Origin of the sequence: Microvirga lupini, from assembly GCF_014191055.1 — a bacterium.
GTDB lineage: Bacteria > Pseudomonadota > Alphaproteobacteria > Rhizobiales > Beijerinckiaceae > Microvirga > Microvirga lupini_A.
On sequence record NZ_JACHWB010000002.1, the window covers coordinates 379,496 to 396,135 of the forward strand.

Consider the following 16,640-nt stretch of genomic DNA (forward strand, 5'->3'; position numbering starts at 1 on the left):
ACGATAACTTGCCTCAACTTGTGTCTTGACTAATCTTAAAAGCGCCTACAACCTATAACACAAGATGTAATCGATTACAAAAATCGATAAAACGCTTCTGGGAGGAAGCCATGAACATGAAGACACGCGTTTCCGCGTATACCCTTTCTGTTGCCTTGATCTGGAGTTCCGGAGCGCTCGCCCAGAAGGCAGAGGTCCTCCATTGGTGGACATCCGCCGGTGAGTCCGCTTCCGTGAAGGTGTTCGCCGATCAGTTCACCAAGGCGGGTGGCACCTGGGTCGACAATGCCATTGCCGGCGGCGCCAATGCCCGTACGGCCGGCATCAACCGCATGGTGGGCGGCAATCCCCCGACCATGATGCAGTTCAACACCGGCAAACAGTTTGACGAGCTCGTCAGCAACGATCTGGTGCGCGATGTCGAAGCACAGGCTAAAGCGGGCAAGTGGCGGGATATCATGCCGAAGCCGATCGTCGACGCGACGGTTCGTGACGGCAAGTTTTTCGCTGTGCCGGTCAATATTCATGGCCAGAACTGGATGTTCTACAATACGAAGGTTTTTGCCGATGCTGGCCTTGAGGCCCCGAAGACCTTCCCTGAATTGATCGAAAGCGGAGAGAAGCTGAAAGCCAAGGGCATTATCCCGATTGCCCTCGGCGGGCAGCCCAACTGGGAGCATAACCTGTTCCGGGCCGTGGTCGTCGGCCATGGCGGAGCCGATATGTTCCGCCAGCTCTACGGCACCCGCAAGCCGGACGTTGTGAAGAGCCCCAAGTTCAAGGAAACGGTGGAACTCTTCGGCAAGATGCGCGGCCTCGTCGACCCGGGCAGCCCGGGACGGAACTGGAACGATGCGACGGCTCTCGTGATCACCAACAAGGCGGCCATGCACTTCAACGGCGACTGGGCCAAGGGTGAGTTCATCGCCGCGGGTCAGACCGCCGGCAAGGAGTATGGCTGCACGGTCGTCGGCCAGGAGCCAAAGCTCGTGATCGGCGGCGACGTCTTCGTGCTCCCTGCGACGAAGGACAAGACTGCGCTCGCCACTCAGGACAAGCTTGTCGAGGTTCTCCTCGATCCGACGAGCCAGCTCGAATTCAACAAGAAGAAGGGCTCGATCCCGGTCCGCATGGATGTCGACGTGTCCTCCATGGATGTCTGCGCCCAGAAGTCCCACGCCATCCTGAAGGATCCGGCCAATCAGGTGGAGAGCATGGAGATCCTGAGCCCGCCGAACTTCTCGGGCGCCATGCAGGATGCTGTGACCCAGTATTGGAACAACCCCAACATGCCGGCGGATGCCTTTATCGAGAAGATCACCAGCGCCATGCGCGACGCGGGCTAAGACCATACGGCTCGCCCCTAAGGGGCTGGGGCGAGCCGTTCATCGTTGAAGCTTGACCTCTCTCGACGGGATCTTCCGCATGGATACCATTTCGATCCGCGCCCCCAGCATGCCTTCAGGTGGCACCAAAGCCCAACGTCGCGTGAAAACGCGCCTGCCAGCGGCCATCGCCCTCCTGCCGACCGCCCTTATTGTTCTTATCGTCTATATCGGCTGCATGCTCTGGACTGTGCGGCTCTCGTTCACGAGTTCGACCCTTCTGCCGAAGCTCGATTGGGTTGGCTTTGCGCAGTACAGCCGCCTCTTCGCCAATGACCGCTTCCTGACCTCAGCCTCCAACATCGTCATCTTTGGCGCCCTGTTCATCTCGGGCTGCCTCATCATCGGCTTCCTGCTCGCCGTCTTCATCGATCAGAACATCCGTGGCGAGGGCCTCTTCCGCACCATCTTTCTTTATCCCTATTCCATGTCCTTCGTGGTCACGGGCGTGGCTTGGCAATGGTTTCTCAATCCGGGCCTCGGCCTGCAGAAGCTCGTCCGGGACATGGGTTTTGAAAGCTTCACCTTCGATTGGCTCGTGAATCAGCGGATGGCGATCTACACGATCGTCATCGCAGGTCTCTGGCATGGGGCCGGCCTGACCATGGCAATCCTGCTCGCGGGCCTTCGCGGCGTCGACAAGGATCTCTGGAAGGCCGCCAAGGTCGATGGGATACCCACTTGGCGCGTCTACACCTCCGTCGTTCTGCCCCTCCTCCGCCCCATGGTGGTCACGGCTGTCGTGCTGCTTACGACCGGCGTCGTGAAGCTCTATGACCTCGTCGTCGCGATGACCTTGGGTGGCCCTGGCATCGCCACTGAAGTGCCGGCGAAGTTCGTCATGGACCATCTGTTCGAGCGCAACAACATCGCTCTCGGCACAGCCGCCGCGACGATCATGCTGATTACCGTCATTTCGATCCTGGCACCCTGGGTCTATGTCCGCTACGTCCGTCCGCAAGGGAGGCATGCATGAGCGCCGCCGTCATGCCGCAAGGCCGCCGCCCCCGCCACCTCACCATCGGCCGCATCGGTGTCTATGCCTTCCTGGCGACCGCAGCCCTGTTCTTCCTGCTGCCGCTCTGGATCATGGTTGTGACATCGCTCAAACCCATGGAGGAGATCCGGCTCGGCAACATTCTGGCCCTACCCGCCGCTATGACATTCGAGGCCTGGACCAAGGCATGGTCCTCCGCCTGCACCGGCCTTGAATGCAATGGCATCAGCGTCGGGTTCTGGAACTCGGTACGCATCCTGATCCCGTCGGTGATCCTCTCGATCATTGCCGGCGCCATCAACGGCTATGCCCTGTCATTCTGGCGGGTCAAAGGAGCCAACGTCATGTTCGGCGTGCTGCTGCTCGGCGCCTTCATCCCCTATCAGGTCTTCCTCTATCCGCTGGTGCGCATCTTCTCGCTGACTGGAATCTACAACTCGCTCACCTGCATCGTGCTCGTGCATGTGATCTTCGGCCTGCCGACCATGACGCTCCTGTTCCGCAACTACTATGCGGGGCTGCCGATCGAGCTGTTCAAGGCGGCGCGCATCGACGGCGGCGGGTTCTGGTCGATCTTCTTCCGGGTCATTCTGCCCATGTCGACCCCCATCCTGGTGGTCGCAACAATCCTGCAGGTTACCGGCATCTGGAACGACTTCATCTTCGGCCTGACTTTCGCGGGCCGCGAGAACCTGCCCATGACCGTGCAACTCAACAACATCGTCAACTCAACGCAAGGCGAGCGCGCCTACAACGTGGATATGGCGGCGACCATGCTCGCCGCGCTCGTTCCGCTCGTCGTCTACTTCGTCTCCGGCCGCTGGTTCGTCCGCGGCATCGCCGCCGGCGCTGTGAAGGGGTAAGAAATGTCGACCGTTTCCGTTCGTGATGTGACCGTCGCCTTTGAAGCCGTCCAGGTCTTCGATGGCCTCTCCCTCGACATCCAGGAAGGCGAGTTCATCGTCCTGCTCGGCCCCTCGGGCTGCGGCAAATCCACCCTGCTCAACGCCATTGCGGGACTGTTGGACGTGGCGGAAGGGCAGATCTGGATCAATGGGAAGAACGTCACCTGGGAGGAGCCGAAAGACCGCGGCATCGCCATGGTGTTCCAATCCTATGCCCTCTACCCGCGCATGAACGTGCGCGAGAACATGTCCTTCGGCCTGAAAATGGCGAAGACACCTAGACCTGAGATCGAGAAGCGCGTCGCCAAGGCGGCCGAACTCCTGCAGATCACCCCTCTCCTCGACCGCCGCCCGGACCAGCTTTCCGGCGGTCAGCGCCAGCGTGTCGCCATCGGCCGTGCGCTCGTGCGCGATGCCGCCGTGTTCCTGTTCGACGAGCCTCTCTCCAACCTGGACGCGAAGCTGCGCAACGAATTGCGCGTCGAGATCAAGCGGCTGCACGCGCGCCTTGGCAAGACCACGATGGTCTACGTCACGCACGACCAGATCGAAGCCATGACTCTGGCCGATCGCATCGTGGTCATGAAGGAGCAGAAGATTCAACAGATCGGCACGCCCGACGAGATTTATCACCGTCCGGCCAATCTGTTCGTTGCCGGCTTCGTCGGCTCGCCGCAGATGAATTTCGTCAAGGGCCGCATCGAGAACACCGGCGAGGGTCTGAGCTTCTTATCCGGCAATCGCCGCCTGTCGCTCTCAGGCTATCCGTTCGTCACGGCTCCCTCGTCCGGTCAGGACGTGGTGCTCGGCGTTCGCCCGGAGCACCTTGAGATTTCAAGCACCGGGATCTGGCCTGGATTTACCGTCGATATCGTGGAGCCTATGGGCGCCGATACGGTGATCTGGTGCAGCGATGCCCTCGGCTCGGCCCAGGTTCGCACCTCCGGCTCACGCCGCCCGACGCCGGGTGAAAGCCTGACGCTCCACGTCGATCCAAGCCAAGTCTCGCTGTTCGCTGCGGATTCCGGCGAGCGCCTTTGACAACACCAGCATCGCGGCAGGTCACGCGCAGACCTGTCGCGCCTCCATTGAAACCTGAGGACCTCATGAGCGTCACAGACAGACTGTCCATTCAACTCTACACCTTGCGATCCCTGGAAGCTCTGGACCTGATCCTGGATACGGTGGCCGATGCCGGCTATCGCCATGTGGAGACGGTCGGATCGCACCTCGACAAGGCTGCCGAGGTCCGCACGAAGCTCGATGCACGCGGCCTGAAGGCCTCCTCCAGCCATGTCAGCATGGCGGCTCTGCGCGAGAAGCCAGATGCCATTGTTGACGCCTGCCGCACCCTTGGCCTCACGCACCTCTACATGCCGGCCGTTCCGCCGGAGGAGCGCGACATGGCCGCTGACGGCTGGCGTGAGCTCGGCAAGGAGCTGGGGCAGATGGCGGAGCGGTTCCAGGCTCAAGGCATCCGCCTCGGCTACCACAACCATCATTGGGAGCTGAAGCCGAAGGACGGTGCGAAGACGGCGCTTGAGCTGATCTTCGAGGCGGCTGGCTCGAGCCCCCTCACCTGGCAGGTCGACGTGGCCTGGCTCGTGCGCGGCGACGCTGATCCCAAGGAGTGGATCAACCGCTATCGCAACAGGATCACCGCCGCGCATGTGAAGGACATCGCGCCAGCCGGCCAGAACGAGGACCAGGACGGATGGGCCGATGTGGGCTCCGGCGTGCTGAACTGGCGCGATCTCTGGCGCGTATGCCGCGAGGCCGGAGCCGAGTGGATGGTGGTCGAGCACGACAAGCCGGCCGACCCGGCCAAGACCGCCCGCGCCAGCTTCGACTTCCTGCGCTCCATCGAGGATTGATGATCATGAATTCGCTGAATGTCGGCATCATCGGATGCGGCAACATCTCGGGCATCTATCTCCAGAACATTCCCGCCTATCGCGGTCTTACCCTGCGCGCCTGCGCGGATATGCGACCGGAAGTCGCTCAGGCCCAGGCAAGCCGCCACGGCATCGAAGCCATGGCTGTCGATGAGCTCCTAGCCCGCGACGACATCGATCTGGTGGTCAACCTCACTGTGCCGGCCGCTCATTTCGGCGTCTCGCTGGCAGCGCTGAGCGCAGGCAAGCACGTGTTCTCCGAAAAGCCGCTGGCGGTCGATTTCGAGCAGGGCCGCAAACTCGTTGACGAGGCGGAGGCCCGCGGCCTGCATCTCGGCTGCGCCCCGGACACCTTCCTTGGCGCCGGCGGGCGGCTTGCCCGCAAGCTTGTCGACGATGGCGCCATCGGCCGCATCCTGTCGGGGACGGCATTCCTCATGTCCCACGGTATGGAGCACTGGCACCCGGATCCGGAATTCTTCTTCAAGCCGGGCGGCGGCCCGATTCTCGACATGGCGCCCTATTATCTGAGCACCCTCGTCAACCTGATCGGCCCGGTGCAGCGCGTCTTCGCCATGTCGAGCATCGGCTACCCTGAGCGGATCGTGACGGCGGAGTCGCCCCGCAAGGGCCACCGCATCACGGTCGAGACGCCCACCCATGTGACGGCGCTGCTCGAATTCGCCTCAGGCGCGCAAGTGACCTTCTGCATGAGTTGGGACGTGTGGAAGCACAGCCATCCGGCTATCGAGATCTACGGCTCGGAAGGATCCCTGCGCGTGCCGGATCCGAACTTCTTCGGCGGCCATGTGGAGGTCACCGAGCGCGGCGGAGACTGGCGCGCGGTCGACTCGGGCGAAATGCCGCTTGGCGTTCCCAACTGGCGCTCGCCTAACTGGGCACCCGACGTGCCGAACAAGGCCAATTACCGGGCGCTCGGCTTGGCCGATCTCGCGAGCGCCGTTCTGAACGGTACTCCGCATCGCTCCAGCGGACGTCTTGGCCTGCATGTTCTCGAGGTCATGCACAGCATCCTCGAGGGCGCGGCCACCGGCCAGCCTCGGGCGATCACCACCAGTCTCGAACGCCCCGCCACCCTGGAAGACGCGGACGCCTCCATTCTCTGGAAGGGCCCTCCTCAGACGGCATCCGCCGCCTGAGCTTTCGAATTCTTGGGAGAAAGAACGAGAGATGCGGGAAGCACTCATCGTATGGGGCGGCTGGCATGGCCACGAGCCAGAGCAATGCGCGGGAATCGTCGCCGGAATGCTGCAGCACGAGGGCTTCAGGGTGCACCTGGAGAACTCAACCCGCGCCTTCGCCAGTCCTCGGTTCTCCACGATGAGCCTTGTCGTGCCGATCTTCACCATGTCGAAGATCGAGAAGGAAGAGGTCGCCAATCTCTCGCAGGCTGTCCGCGAGGGCGTTGGTCTCGCTGGCTTCCATGGTGGAATGGGCGATGCATTCCGGGATACCGTCGAGTACCAGTTCATGTGCGGTGGCCAATGGGTGGCCCATCCGGGCAACATCATCGACTACCGGGTCAACATCACCCGGACTGACGACCCGGTCATGGAGGGCATCCGCGACTTCGACTACCGGTCCGAGCAGTACTACATGCATGTGGATCCTTCGAACGAGGTCCTCGCGACCACCACCTTTTCCGGCGATCATGCACTCTGGATCGAAGGCGTGGTGATGCCAGTCGTCTGGAAGCGCCGGCACGGCCAGGGGCGCGTGTTCTACAGTTCCCTTGGTCACGTGGCGAAGGAATTCGAGGTGCCGGAGATGCGCATGATCCTGAAGCGCGGCATGGTCTGGGCGGCGCGCATCTGAGTGATACGGTCGTTCACCTCCTTCGCGGAATGGAACGCGAAAGTATAATTTTGCTCATCGACCATGACATGATGCACCTTTTCCTACAAACACATGCAAACCTCGAGAGATTCATCAGGCTATACATGTGGAGCGGATTAGCTTCTCGCCAAACTCCTACCAAGCTCAAGTACTGATTGCACCAGGGCATCGACGTCGCAAGCTTCGGTGCGATGATTGACGAGTGCTGCGCGAATGGCGACTCGTCCGGAAAGCACAGTTACGGACGGTGCGACAATCCCTGATTCATGGAGGGAGGCCACGATTTCAGAGTTGATGCGATCTGGATCCTCGCTCCGGTACCGGAAGCAAACAATGTTCAATTGTGCTGGCGCAAGTAATTCAAGTTCGGGTTCAGCGACAACTTTGCTCTCGAGATCCCGTGCTAGAGTGCATGTCTTCGCAATGACGGCACCGATCTTCTCGGTGCCGTGGACCTTGAGCGTGAACCAAGTTTTCAAAGCGCGAAAGCCACGCGAGAGATCTAGGCCAAAGTCGCAAGGCCAAGGCGATCCACCGGCGAGCCCTCGGGTATCGCGGGTCAAATAGCCCGGGCGAGATGCGAAAGTGTCATGATGGAGAGAGCCGTCACGCACAAGGATAAACCCTGCATCGTAAGGAACTTGGCCCCATTTATGAAAATCGAAGGCGATTGAGTCGGCACTCTCGATCCCTTTCAATCGGGGCTGAATTTCTGGCGCGAGAATGCCGAGAGCTCCGAAAGCGCCATCGACATGGAACCAGAGCTTCTCACGCTGAGCAATCTCTGCAATGGCAGCAAGGTCATCGATCGCACCGACATCGACCGAACCAGCCGTTCCGACAATCAGGAAAGGAAGCAGACCCTCGTGGCGGTCGGATATGATCGCACGCTCCAGCGCGCCAGTATCCAAGCGATGCAGTTCGTCGGTCTCTATCAGTCGCAACGCGTCGCTGCCGATCCCGGAAATCTCTAACGCCCGCGCGACGCACCCATGTGCCGCAGCAGATGCATAAGCCACGAGCTGCCTTCGAGACGCAGCGAGGCCGGAGCGGCGGACCTCAGTGCCAAGTGTAGCGGTTCTGGCGACCAACACTCCAATCAGGTTAGCCGTAGACGTGCCGGTGACGAACAGGCCGGTAGCCTCTTCAGGGAACCCGAAGATGTCTCGTACCCATTGTGTGATCTGCCTCTCGACCTCGATCGGCGTGTGATCCCGACCTCCCAGGTTTGCATTCAGGCCCGCAGCGAGCATTTCACCCAGCATTCCTGCCGGGTTCCCTCCGCCGTGTACCCAGCCCATGAAGCCAGGATGTACATTGCCCGTGGAGAATGGGAGGATGTTCTTGAGAAACTCATCATAAACCACAGCCAAATCGTTCTCGGCGACGGGAACCGGGCTCTTGAAGTGGTCACGGACCTCGCCAGGAATCGGCTGCCAGACCGGACGCTCCCTGATGTTCTGAATGTAGTTCAGGATATCGTCGAGCATTCTATGCCCGTTTGCGCGCAAATCATCCCAGTCCACAGGATCGAGTGTGGTCTTGTCGCGCATGTATTTTACTCCTACGGCAGAATCTGAAGTTATGCCGCCATCTGAAGAATTCGGAAAGCCTTGGTGATGGTGGCGTCAATTACGCCTTCCTCGTTTGGAGCTTACCTCGGAGAAACATTCAAGTGTGGCGGTGCAACCGAACCAACCGCGCCACGGAGCAGACGTTATCAACTTGGTCTTACTCTAGGGTCAAACCTTGCCCTTCCAGGGCACCAGCACGCGCTCGAGCTGGCGGATACCGAACTCGAACATGCCAGCGAAGATACCGATGAGCAAAATACCCATCATCACGACATCCGTGCGCAGAAAATTCGATGCGTTGAGAACCATCTGGCCAATGCCTGCGTTCGCTGCAATCATCTCCGCGGCCACCAAAGTCGTCCATCCAACGCCCATCCCGATGCGCAGCCCGACCAAGGTCTCGGGCAGAGCGGCAGGCAGAACGACATAAAGCAAAACCTGCACCCGGTTAGCGCCCATGGAGCGCGCCGCATTGATCTGTTCCTGAGAGGCAGACAAGACACCAGAGCGCGCAGCGAGCACAACAGGTGCGAAACATGCAAGGAAGATGAGCAGAACCTTCGAGGTTTCTCCGATGCCGAACCAGATGATCATCAGGGGCAAATAAGCCAGGGGTGGCAGGGGACGGTAGAACTCGATCAACGGATCGAAGATGCCCCTGGCCACTCGGTTCATGCCCATGGCTAGCCCGAGAGGCACGCCTACAACGACAGCCAGGGTAAATGCTCCCATAATGCGAAGCAGGCTGGTGATAAGGTGAACCCAGAGTGGCTCGCCATCGAGTTCACCATTGATGGCCTGTCCTAGGGCAGCACCGATGGACTCTGGTGCGGGCAGGAAGAGTGGCTTGATCCAACCCTGATGGGTCGTGGCAGCCCAAAGCGCCAGCAGAAGAAACACAGTGACGATGCTGATGGCATGCTTGGATTTAGCCAGCAGCCGGAACTGACGCGTCGACCTTTCCTTGGCGTCCTGCTTTGGGGGAAGGTCGACGATGCTGGACCCTGAAGAGGTCTTGTCGATGGATTCAGAAACAGACAAGGTATCCATGTCAGGCCTCAGTCTTAGCGAAATGGTCGCGGCGATGGATGGTGTTCAACACGCGCTCACGAACGGCAATGAATTCAGGTGACGACTTCACGGCGCGCGCATCGCGGGTTTCGATGTAGCGTCGGGAAAAATCAAGATCGATGGTTTCGACAATCCGGCCAGGACGCGGACTCATAATCACAAGCTTCGTGGCCATAAAGACCGCCTCCTCCACGTCATGCGTGATGAAGAAAGCCGTCTTCCCGGTACGGTGCCAAAGATCGACGACCAATTCCTGGGCCTGTTCGCGTGTGAACGCGTCCAAGGCGCCGAAAGGCTCATCCATCAGCAGCACGCGTGGATTGTTTGCCAAGGCACGCGCAAGTCCAACGCGCTGCTGCATGCCCCCTGACAGGTGATAGATCTTGTGATTGACGAAATCGGACAATCCAACAAGATTGAGCATCTCGGCAGCAATGCGCCGCCGTTCGGGCTTGGACATGCCACGCATCCTAAGGCCGAAGGCTACGTTGTCACCCACGTCTAGCCAGGGCATGAGTGCGTGCTGCTGGAACACGACACCGCGATCCGCACCTGGCGTCCGGATTTCGGCGCCATCCAGAAGAACCCTGCCTGCCGTTGGCCTCACGAATCCTGCAATCACGGACAGCAGCGTAGTCTTGCCGCAGCCCGATGCGCCGAGCGCAACGGCAAACTCGCCAGATTCGATTGTTAGATCAAGGTGCGACAGAGCGACGGTCCTCGACGGCCCTTCTCCGTAATGGACACTGAGGTTGCTGATCTCGAGTATGCCACCCTCCTTACGCAAAGAGGTCGCGCCTCATGAGGCGCGACCTTCCACTTTTCGTTCTCAAACTTCTACTTCGCGGCTTTAACGTACTCATCCGTGACAAATTTGGCATAATCAGGGGCAAGTGCCTGGATACGACCCTGCTCCTTCAGGAACTGGGCAGTATCAGCCAGGGCTTTGACGGCCCCCCCACCCAGCCAAGCTGGGGATGCCTGCTCGTCCAGGGACAGAAAACGATAGGCTGCCAGGGAGCCTGGAACATCCGCAGGCGCCGCTCCGGTGAGCTTCGCGATGGCCTTTGCCTGTGGGGAATCAGCGCTCCAAACTTCTGCCTTGGCCTTATATTCCGCATCCTTCTGGGCGATCAACCTTACGAGCTTGATCAGGAAAGGTTTGTTGGCTTCTGCCCATTTGCGATCAACCATGATGCCATCGAAGGTCGCCCTGCCCTTTTGGGAAAGTTCGCCTGCCGATACGATCACCTTTCCATTCTGCTTGGCTTTACCGAGAACGGGATCCCAGATGAATGTGGCGTCTATGTCTCCCCGCTCCCATGCGGCGGCAACTTCCGGCGGCCGCATATTGAGGATCTTCACATCCTTTGGGTTAACTCCTGCATCCGTTAATGCGAAGATGAGCTGGTAATGAGCCGTCGACACAAAAGGCGTCGCGACGGTCTTACCCTTTAGGTCCGCAACGGAATTGATGTTGGTGCCATTACGCGCCACAAGCTGCTCGGCATTGGCGATGTCGTCTAGGATCCAGAAGAGCTGGATGTCCATGCCTTGGGAGGCGGCCGTTGCAATGGGGCTTGAACCAGCTTCGCCGATCTGCACATCGCCAGAGGCCATTGCTCGGACCACATCACCACCACCGCCGAACTTGCGCCAATTGATCTTGTAGCCAGTTTCCTTCTCAATGGTCCCTTCATCCATGAGCACTCGCAACGGGGTCACCATGTCCTGATGAGCAAAGGTGACTTCCTTATCGGCAGCAACGGCACCGCCGGCCAGCAGACTGAATGCCGTTAAAACGCTCAAGCTTAAGGCCTTGAAGATCATTGGTTGTTTCATGTTCCCAATCTCATTATGGCAGCTCTGGATTACCGAGGCGGCTGCTTGGATCACAGCCGATTCTGGTCGAAGCACAAGCTAGAATCAGTAAAGTGCGCCTGCAACAATTTAGTTACAACATATCTTCCAGCCCTTTCCGCCGAGATTACTACACTCGTCTATATTCCACGAATGCCGCTATTCTAAGCTACTGACTAGACCTTGAGCACATGCATGGGCCCATGGCGGAGGTTGTCACCCGATCGTCATTCAGCCCATCCAGGTCGCTCAGAACAATCATTCATGGTTTAGTGCCGCTCGGCCTATGGATCTGCCCTCAAGACCTCCATCGGTCAGACAAAAACGGCAATCTGGGGCAGTGCACGAAAATAAAGTTCCAGCCTGGACTTATAGAAGCTTGCACCATGAAAGGTATAGGACCCGACCTGTTTCGCCGGATTTCCCAAAAGTGCAGCGCATAATGCAGGGGGCTGGGATGGCTGGGGCGCCAGGATTCGAACCTGGGAATGGCGGTACCAAAAACCGCTGCCTTACCGCTTGGCGACGCCCCAACAGATGTGGCGTGTACATAATCGGCCCAAACGCGGCTGGCAACACCGTTTTGTAAATGGCTGAACACTGCCAGAAAGGCTCAAATCTCCCCTTGCGGCGCTCCCCCCTCGCCGCTATAAGACCGGCCTCCCGGGAATTTCTCGGTGTCGGAGTGTAGCGCAGTCTGGTAGCGCACCACGTTCGGGACGTGGGGGTCGCAGGTTCAAATCCTGCCACTCCGACCATTTAAACCCTTAAAATACAAGGGTTTTAATCCCCACAGAATCTGTCTAGATATTCCCCATCCAAACATTCGACCAGGTACTCCTTCCGATTTCGAGGGATCGGCCACCCCACCCTTTTCTTCCTGCCCTGCCCGCCCATGGCGTTGCGCGCACCCTCCTGGGTGGGTGAGTCGTGGCCTTAGCGGCGCTCGATCACGTCCGTGGTCGCCGGGGTACCCGTCGAGCTCCCTGGGGTCGACGTCCTGCTGCATGCCCCGGATCGCTGCAGTGTGGTGCATGTATGGCGGACCACGTCGCGCCATGGGCTTGCCCCGCCACTCGACCACATACCTTCTTGAGGACGCGGGGCTAGCGCCAGAGATAGGCAGTCAGCCGGACCGCGGGGTATCCGCATGAGCGTCACCTATCCTCGCTGCGCCAAGTCATCTGTCGTCGAAGAGTTCCTTGATTGTCTCGTCGAAGAGTTCCTTGATTGTCCCATTGGCTTCGGCGCCGGCTCAGACGAGGTCGCACACTCTCTCGGCATGAGTCGGCGGACGCTGGCTCGGCGCCTGGCGGACGAGAGGTTGACCTTCGCGGCCATTCTGGAAGGTGTCTGGCTCGATCTGGCGCAACACTACCTCAAGGATCCTGACCTCCCTGTCTCGCGGATTGCCTTGGCTGCTCGGCTATCAGGAGACCAGCGCCTTCACGAATTCCTTCAAGCGATGGACCGGGGTCACCCCGACGCAAATGCGTGTCCGGTCAAACGACAGCAAAGAGCATGTTTCGGATTGATCAGAAACAGGTGGCAAAGGGCGCCGAGGCGAACGCTTAGCGTCCCGAATTGCCAAGGAAGTGTCCCAAGCCGTCAAGCAGGCAGTGCTCCAGTCTTTAAGCTGGTGGGTGTGGGAATCAGCAGGAGACCGAAATGCGAAAGGGAATGATCGGCGTGATGTCAGCCCTGTTCATCGTTGGCGCGCCCGTAGCCCATGGACAGCAAGCCACCTCTGGCGCCACTAACTCACCTGAGAGTGGACGGCCAAGCCAGGCAGATTTCAAGATGCTGACCGACATTCGGGTTGGGGTGATCAAGGCTGCACTGCAGCTCACCCCGGATCAGGAGAAGCTCTGGCCCGCCGTGGAGGAAGCGATCCGTGCCAGGGCTGAAACACGTTATCGCCGATTAGCGGCGCTGGGGGAGCGCCTGGGCCAGTCGCGCGACGTCGATCCGGTGCAGCTCTACCGGCAACGCGCCGATGTCCTGACGGACCGTGCGGCGGGCCTGAGGAAGCTCGCCGATGCTTGGCAACCGCTTTACCAAAGCCTCACTCCCGACCAGAAGACACGGCTGCGCCTCGTCACCGTGCATGCGATTGGCGGATTCCGGACCGCAATGGAGAACCGACGTATGGATATGGATGACGAGGAGGACATCGAGCTTTGGTTGTTACCCAATTAAGCCGATCCAGGACAGCGCGCCTGATGGCAAGCGCCGAGTCCACAAGGATGGAGGTTGGTCATGCTGGCCGTGAGATTCACGTACCGTGCCGTTTTGGCACTGGCCGCGTTCATCGCTCTGTCCATAATTCCGGAAGCCACGAATGCAGTTGTCTACTGCAAGACAGCTGGCGTGCCGAAGGGCTGTGTCGCGCGACCGGCTGCGCCCACGGCCCGACGTGCCGCGATGCCCCCTGGCGTCGGTGCTCCGGGCGTTGGCATCCGCCCTGGCACTCCGATGAACCGCGGCGGTCCGGTTAATCGTGTTGGCCGGCGCTGACCGGGTCATGCATTTGCCCTGTCTGGAGCCTGCGCAACGCGGCACGGGGCGCGTAATGATGAGCTTCGTCAACCGTCACCACAGGCGGACCGACAACCCAGTCGTTCTGCCACAGCCGGGTGGTGTCCCAAAAGGTTCAGCGCCTGTCTCGAACAGTCAAGCTAACCTCCCTCGGATAAGGAATGCTCCAAATCCTAAAGGCTATCCGCTCCGGCTTTCACACCGAATGCCCATCCCTATTCGATGATCGTTCGTGCCGAACCAGACAGCTTTCAGAGGATGGAGAAGAGAATGTTTCGATACGAAGGGGATGAAACGTCGACGAGACCCTGGCCACTGGTCGCGGAGCATAGGGATCTCATGCGAACGATCATCGCCGCGCTTGCGGCAAGCGCCTTATTGACGGGTTGTGTCTCAAGCTCTGGTCCGAACTCGCAGCCGCCGAATTACGTCTCGTCCCAGGCTACCCAATCACCGGGCTTTCGCAACGACACCTTTGGGGGAGCCGCAATGCCGATGCGAGGCTTGCCTTACTGACGCCCGTTAATTCGCTCTGCATTGATCGATCTGAACTGGTGCAGGCAGTCCCGGGACTGTTTGTGCCCGTTGGTCTGTCATCTGGGATGGCCGTCACTCCGCCAGGCTGTTGGCGTCTGGCCTGACCAGCGCCGGAAGGCGCGGGTGAAGGCACTGGCCTCGGAATAGCCCAGCGCTGCCGCGATCTGCGCAAGCGACACATCGGTCTCATGCAGCAGTTGCCGGGCGATCTCGAAGCGGATCTCGTTGATGATGGTTCGATAGCCCGAACCGCCATCCTTGAGGCGCCGGCTCAGGGTACGACGGTGCATCGCCAGCAGGTCGGCAATGTCCTCCGCCGAGCAGCGGGTGCTCGTCAGTCGCGTGCGCAGCAGGCGGCGGATGTCATCCGAGAACTCGGATCCCGCGTTGGCCCTCATCTGCCGGAGGCGCTCCTCCAGCATAGCGTGCAGCAGAGGGTCGGCTCCCGCCACCTTGCGCTTCAAGTCCTCGGCCGGGAACACGAGGGTGGCGACCTCCTGATTGAATCGAACAGGAGCTCGAAAATGACGCCGATAGGGTTCGGTCTCAGCAGGGGCCATGCGGGGCACAAGCACCTCGGTCGGCCTCCAATCGCCGCCGCACAGGGTGCGCAGCACATTGACCGCGATGGCCAGAGATGCGTCGGTGATCTGCTCCGCACTCTCCATTTGGGACCGATAGACCGCATGCGTGAGCAGGACCATGCCATCGTTGACCGTCAACGAGACAACCACGGCCCGATCCTGGACACTCAGGTTGGACACGAGCCCTTCCAAGGCCTCGCCTATGGTCGTCGAGTGCTGCATCAATCTCCCGATCAGATCCATGGACAGGATCGTAGCGCGCTGACCAACCAGCAGCCCGAAATGCGAACAGTGCGTTCGGGCGACGCATAGAGCGTAAAGTCGAGCCAGAGTGATGAGCGCGACGACGCTCGTACCATCGTTGAACAGTTTTGGATCAAGTCCGGCCTCGCGGATCAGCGGATCGGGCGCGATGCCGAAGTCGCGCAGGGTCGGAGCAATCTCCTTGCTGACCCCGAGGTGGATATAACCCGGAGGAATGGTTCGCCGGGACATCCCGAAAGCGGTGGCTGGAACCAGTATCGAGTACCTCGGGTCATGGCCAGGAACCAGAGATTCTCGCTTGCTGTCACCTCTCATCGTCATGCCCTCGTTGAGTTCCGAACACATGTCGCACGCCTCACAACCGGTTTCGCCGAACACTGTGGACGTGATTGGACCGGGAAAGGATCGCGTGCTCCCTTGCCGCGAGGGTCCAACAGACGATTCCTGCCGTATCCATGATTGTATAATGAAAGGCCGCTGGCAGCATGCACAGCACTCTCACCGGGGACAGACGTCCCAGAAGCCCTGGGTGCGTTGCGCATTGGTGTAGTACCAGCAATAGCCAGCGGCAGGCGCCGGCGAAGTGGCGTAGGTGGTCGCGGCCGCAGCCGTGACGAAGCCAAGTGCCGCGCCGGCCGCCACTGCGGCCCCGGGGCGCCACCAGTAGGACGGCGGCCGATACCAGCCGCCCGCCGGCACGGGTGGCCGGTACCCCGGACGAGCCGCGACATTGCCCGCCGGGCCACGGGCCACGGCTCCGCAGTAAGCTCCGCGCGCGGCTACTCCACCCTGAGGACCACGGGCCACTGTTCCGCGCGGCCCGCGCGCGACGGCCCCGCCCCGCGGGCCGCGTGCGGCTGCCCGTGCATAGTCCAGATCTCGTTCCTGAACGATTCCGAGTAGCGTGAATGGGACCTCTATCTGTGAGGTGCTCAACGACAGGGGAGTTGCCTTTGCCGATGTCCCGGCGACGGCCAGCAAGGCCATTATGCAAGCGGATCCGGTTATTCTGAGGAGGAATCGGCTTGAGCACCTGTTGTGCATGCGCTTCTCCCATGAATGCCCACGAGCACCAAGGAGCGGTCCCGTCGCAGGCGGAACAAGGATTTATGGATGATGTCATCCATGGTCGGTCTGGGACCAGCATCCTATCGGCCTGCAAGCCGTGCTTGA

14 protein-coding genes and 2 tRNA genes are annotated in these 16,640 nt (G+C 60.2%); 9 read left to right on the forward strand and 7 right to left on the reverse strand.

The window, feature by feature from the left end:
* Window positions 1-110: 110 nt before the first annotated feature.
* The 7 genes from FHR70_RS08850 to FHR70_RS08880 all read left to right on the forward strand — a co-directional run bounded on the left by FHR70_RS08850 (window position 111) and on the right by FHR70_RS08880 (window position 7,018).
* On the forward strand, window positions 111-1,346 hold the full coding sequence (locus tag FHR70_RS08850; RefSeq protein WP_183449226.1) for an ABC transporter substrate-binding protein: 1,236 nt from the start codon (window positions 111-113) through the stop codon (window positions 1,344-1,346).
* A 109-nt stretch (window positions 1,347-1,455) separates the two neighbouring features.
* Entirely contained in the window at window positions 1,456-2,361 is a 906-nt protein-coding gene (locus FHR70_RS08855; protein WP_246408043.1) for a carbohydrate ABC transporter permease, read from the forward strand.
* The gene (locus FHR70_RS08860; protein WP_183449230.1) at window positions 2,358-3,245 is read left to right on the forward strand and encodes a carbohydrate ABC transporter permease; all 888 of its coding nucleotides are present in this window, start codon (window positions 2,358-2,360) and stop codon (window positions 3,243-3,245) included. The genes FHR70_RS08855 and FHR70_RS08860 overlap by 4 nt, the downstream gene beginning before the upstream one ends.
* A gap of 3 nt (window positions 3,246-3,248) precedes the next feature.
* Complete coding sequence (locus FHR70_RS08865; protein ID WP_183449232.1) at window positions 3,249-4,328, forward strand: ABC transporter ATP-binding protein; 1,080 nt, start codon at window positions 3,249-3,251, stop codon at window positions 4,326-4,328.
* A 65-nt stretch (window positions 4,329-4,393) separates the two neighbouring features.
* Entirely contained in the window at window positions 4,394-5,161 is a 768-nt protein-coding gene (locus FHR70_RS08870; protein ID WP_183449234.1) for a sugar phosphate isomerase/epimerase family protein, read from the forward strand.
* 5 nt (window positions 5,162-5,166) lie between these two features.
* The gene (locus FHR70_RS08875) at window positions 5,167-6,342 is read left to right on the forward strand and encodes a Gfo/Idh/MocA family protein (RefSeq protein ID WP_183449236.1); all 1,176 of its coding nucleotides are present in this window, start codon (window positions 5,167-5,169) and stop codon (window positions 6,340-6,342) included.
* 31 nt (window positions 6,343-6,373) lie between these two features.
* Window positions 6,374-7,018: a ThuA domain-containing protein gene (locus FHR70_RS08880; RefSeq protein WP_183449238.1), complete on the forward strand. Its 645-nt coding sequence runs from the start codon at window positions 6,374-6,376 to the stop codon at window positions 7,016-7,018.
* A 137-nt stretch (window positions 7,019-7,155) separates the two neighbouring features.
* Here the strand turns inward: FHR70_RS08880 and FHR70_RS08885 are convergent, their stop codons facing one another.
* From FHR70_RS08885 to FHR70_RS08905, 5 genes are all read right to left on the reverse strand, one after another.
* Window positions 7,156-8,592 (reverse strand): pyridoxal phosphate-dependent decarboxylase family protein, encoded by a 1,437-nt coding sequence (locus tag FHR70_RS08885; RefSeq protein ID WP_183449240.1) that lies wholly within the window; start codon window positions 8,590-8,592, stop codon window positions 7,156-7,158.
* Window positions 8,593-8,781: 189 nt separating this feature from the next.
* The gene (locus FHR70_RS08890; RefSeq protein WP_183449242.1) at window positions 8,782-9,663 is read right to left on the reverse strand and encodes an ABC transporter permease subunit; all 882 of its coding nucleotides are present in this window, start codon (window positions 9,661-9,663) and stop codon (window positions 8,782-8,784) included.
* Window position 9,664: 1 nt separating this feature from the next.
* On the reverse strand, window positions 9,665-10,453 hold the full coding sequence (gene tauB, locus FHR70_RS08895) for a taurine ABC transporter ATP-binding subunit (RefSeq protein ID WP_183450176.1): 789 nt from the start codon (window positions 10,451-10,453) through the stop codon (window positions 9,665-9,667).
* Window positions 10,454-10,521: 68 nt separating this feature from the next.
* Window positions 10,522-11,526 carry a taurine ABC transporter substrate-binding protein gene (gene tauA, locus FHR70_RS08900; RefSeq protein ID WP_183449243.1) on the reverse strand — a complete coding sequence of 335 codons (1,005 nt, stop codon included), beginning with the start codon at window positions 11,524-11,526 and terminating at the stop codon, window positions 10,522-10,524.
* A gap of 476 nt (window positions 11,527-12,002) precedes the next feature.
* Window positions 12,003-12,077, reverse strand: a tRNA-Gln gene (locus FHR70_RS08905).
* A 148-nt stretch (window positions 12,078-12,225) separates the two neighbouring features.
* On the opposite strand from FHR70_RS08905, the gene FHR70_RS08910 reads away from it, so the two are divergent.
* Both FHR70_RS08910 and FHR70_RS08915 read left to right on the forward strand, forming a co-directional pair.
* Window positions 12,226-12,302: transfer RNA gene (locus tag FHR70_RS08910), tRNA-Pro, on the forward strand.
* 910 nt (window positions 12,303-13,212) lie between these two features.
* Entirely contained in the window at window positions 13,213-13,743 is a 531-nt protein-coding gene (locus FHR70_RS08915; protein WP_183449245.1) for a Spy/CpxP family protein refolding chaperone, read from the forward strand.
* A 932-nt stretch (window positions 13,744-14,675) separates the two neighbouring features.
* Here FHR70_RS08915 and FHR70_RS08920 read toward each other — a convergent pair.
* Both FHR70_RS08920 and FHR70_RS24595 read right to left on the reverse strand, forming a co-directional pair.
* Complete coding sequence (locus FHR70_RS08920) at window positions 14,676-15,698, reverse strand: AraC family transcriptional regulator (RefSeq protein WP_246407962.1); 1,023 nt, start codon at window positions 15,696-15,698, stop codon at window positions 14,676-14,678.
* 267 nt (window positions 15,699-15,965) lie between these two features.
* Window positions 15,966-16,274 (reverse strand): hypothetical protein, encoded by a 309-nt coding sequence (locus FHR70_RS24595; RefSeq protein WP_425487851.1) that lies wholly within the window; start codon window positions 16,272-16,274, stop codon window positions 15,966-15,968.
* Window positions 16,275-16,640: the final 366 nt, after the last annotated feature.

Bases quoted from the DNA above. Each gene is read 5' to 3' on its own strand.
- FHR70_RS08850 (WP_183449226.1), top strand. From the start codon at position 111: ATGAACATGAAGACACGCGTTTCCGCGTATACCCTTTCTGTTGCCTTG.
- FHR70_RS08855 (WP_246408043.1), top strand. From the start codon at position 1,456: ATGCCTTCAGGTGGCACCAAAGCCCAACGTCGCGTGAAAACGCGCCTG.
- FHR70_RS08860 (WP_183449230.1), top strand. From the start codon at position 2,358: ATGAGCGCCGCCGTCATGCCGCAAGGCCGCCGCCCCCGCCACCTCACC.
- FHR70_RS08865 (WP_183449232.1), top strand. From the start codon at position 3,249: ATGTCGACCGTTTCCGTTCGTGATGTGACCGTCGCCTTTGAAGCCGTC.
- FHR70_RS08870 (WP_183449234.1), top strand. From the start codon at position 4,394: ATGAGCGTCACAGACAGACTGTCCATTCAACTCTACACCTTGCGATCC.
- FHR70_RS08875 (WP_183449236.1), top strand. From the start codon at position 5,167: ATGAATTCGCTGAATGTCGGCATCATCGGATGCGGCAACATCTCGGGC.
- FHR70_RS08880 (WP_183449238.1), top strand. From the start codon at position 6,374: ATGCGGGAAGCACTCATCGTATGGGGCGGCTGGCATGGCCACGAGCCA.
- FHR70_RS08885 (WP_183449240.1), bottom strand. From the start codon at position 8,592: ATGCGCGACAAGACCACACTCGATCCTGTGGACTGGGATGATTTGCGC.
- FHR70_RS08890 (WP_183449242.1), bottom strand. From the start codon at position 9,663: ATGGATACCTTGTCTGTTTCTGAATCCATCGACAAGACCTCTTCAGGG.
- tauA (WP_183449243.1), bottom strand. From the start codon at position 11,526: ATGAAACAACCAATGATCTTCAAGGCCTTAAGCTTGAGCGTTTTAACG.
- FHR70_RS08915 (WP_183449245.1), top strand. From the start codon at position 13,213: ATGCGAAAGGGAATGATCGGCGTGATGTCAGCCCTGTTCATCGTTGGC.
- FHR70_RS08920 (WP_246407962.1), bottom strand. From the start codon at position 15,698: ATGTCCCGGCGAACCATTCCTCCGGGTTATATCCACCTCGGGGTCAGC.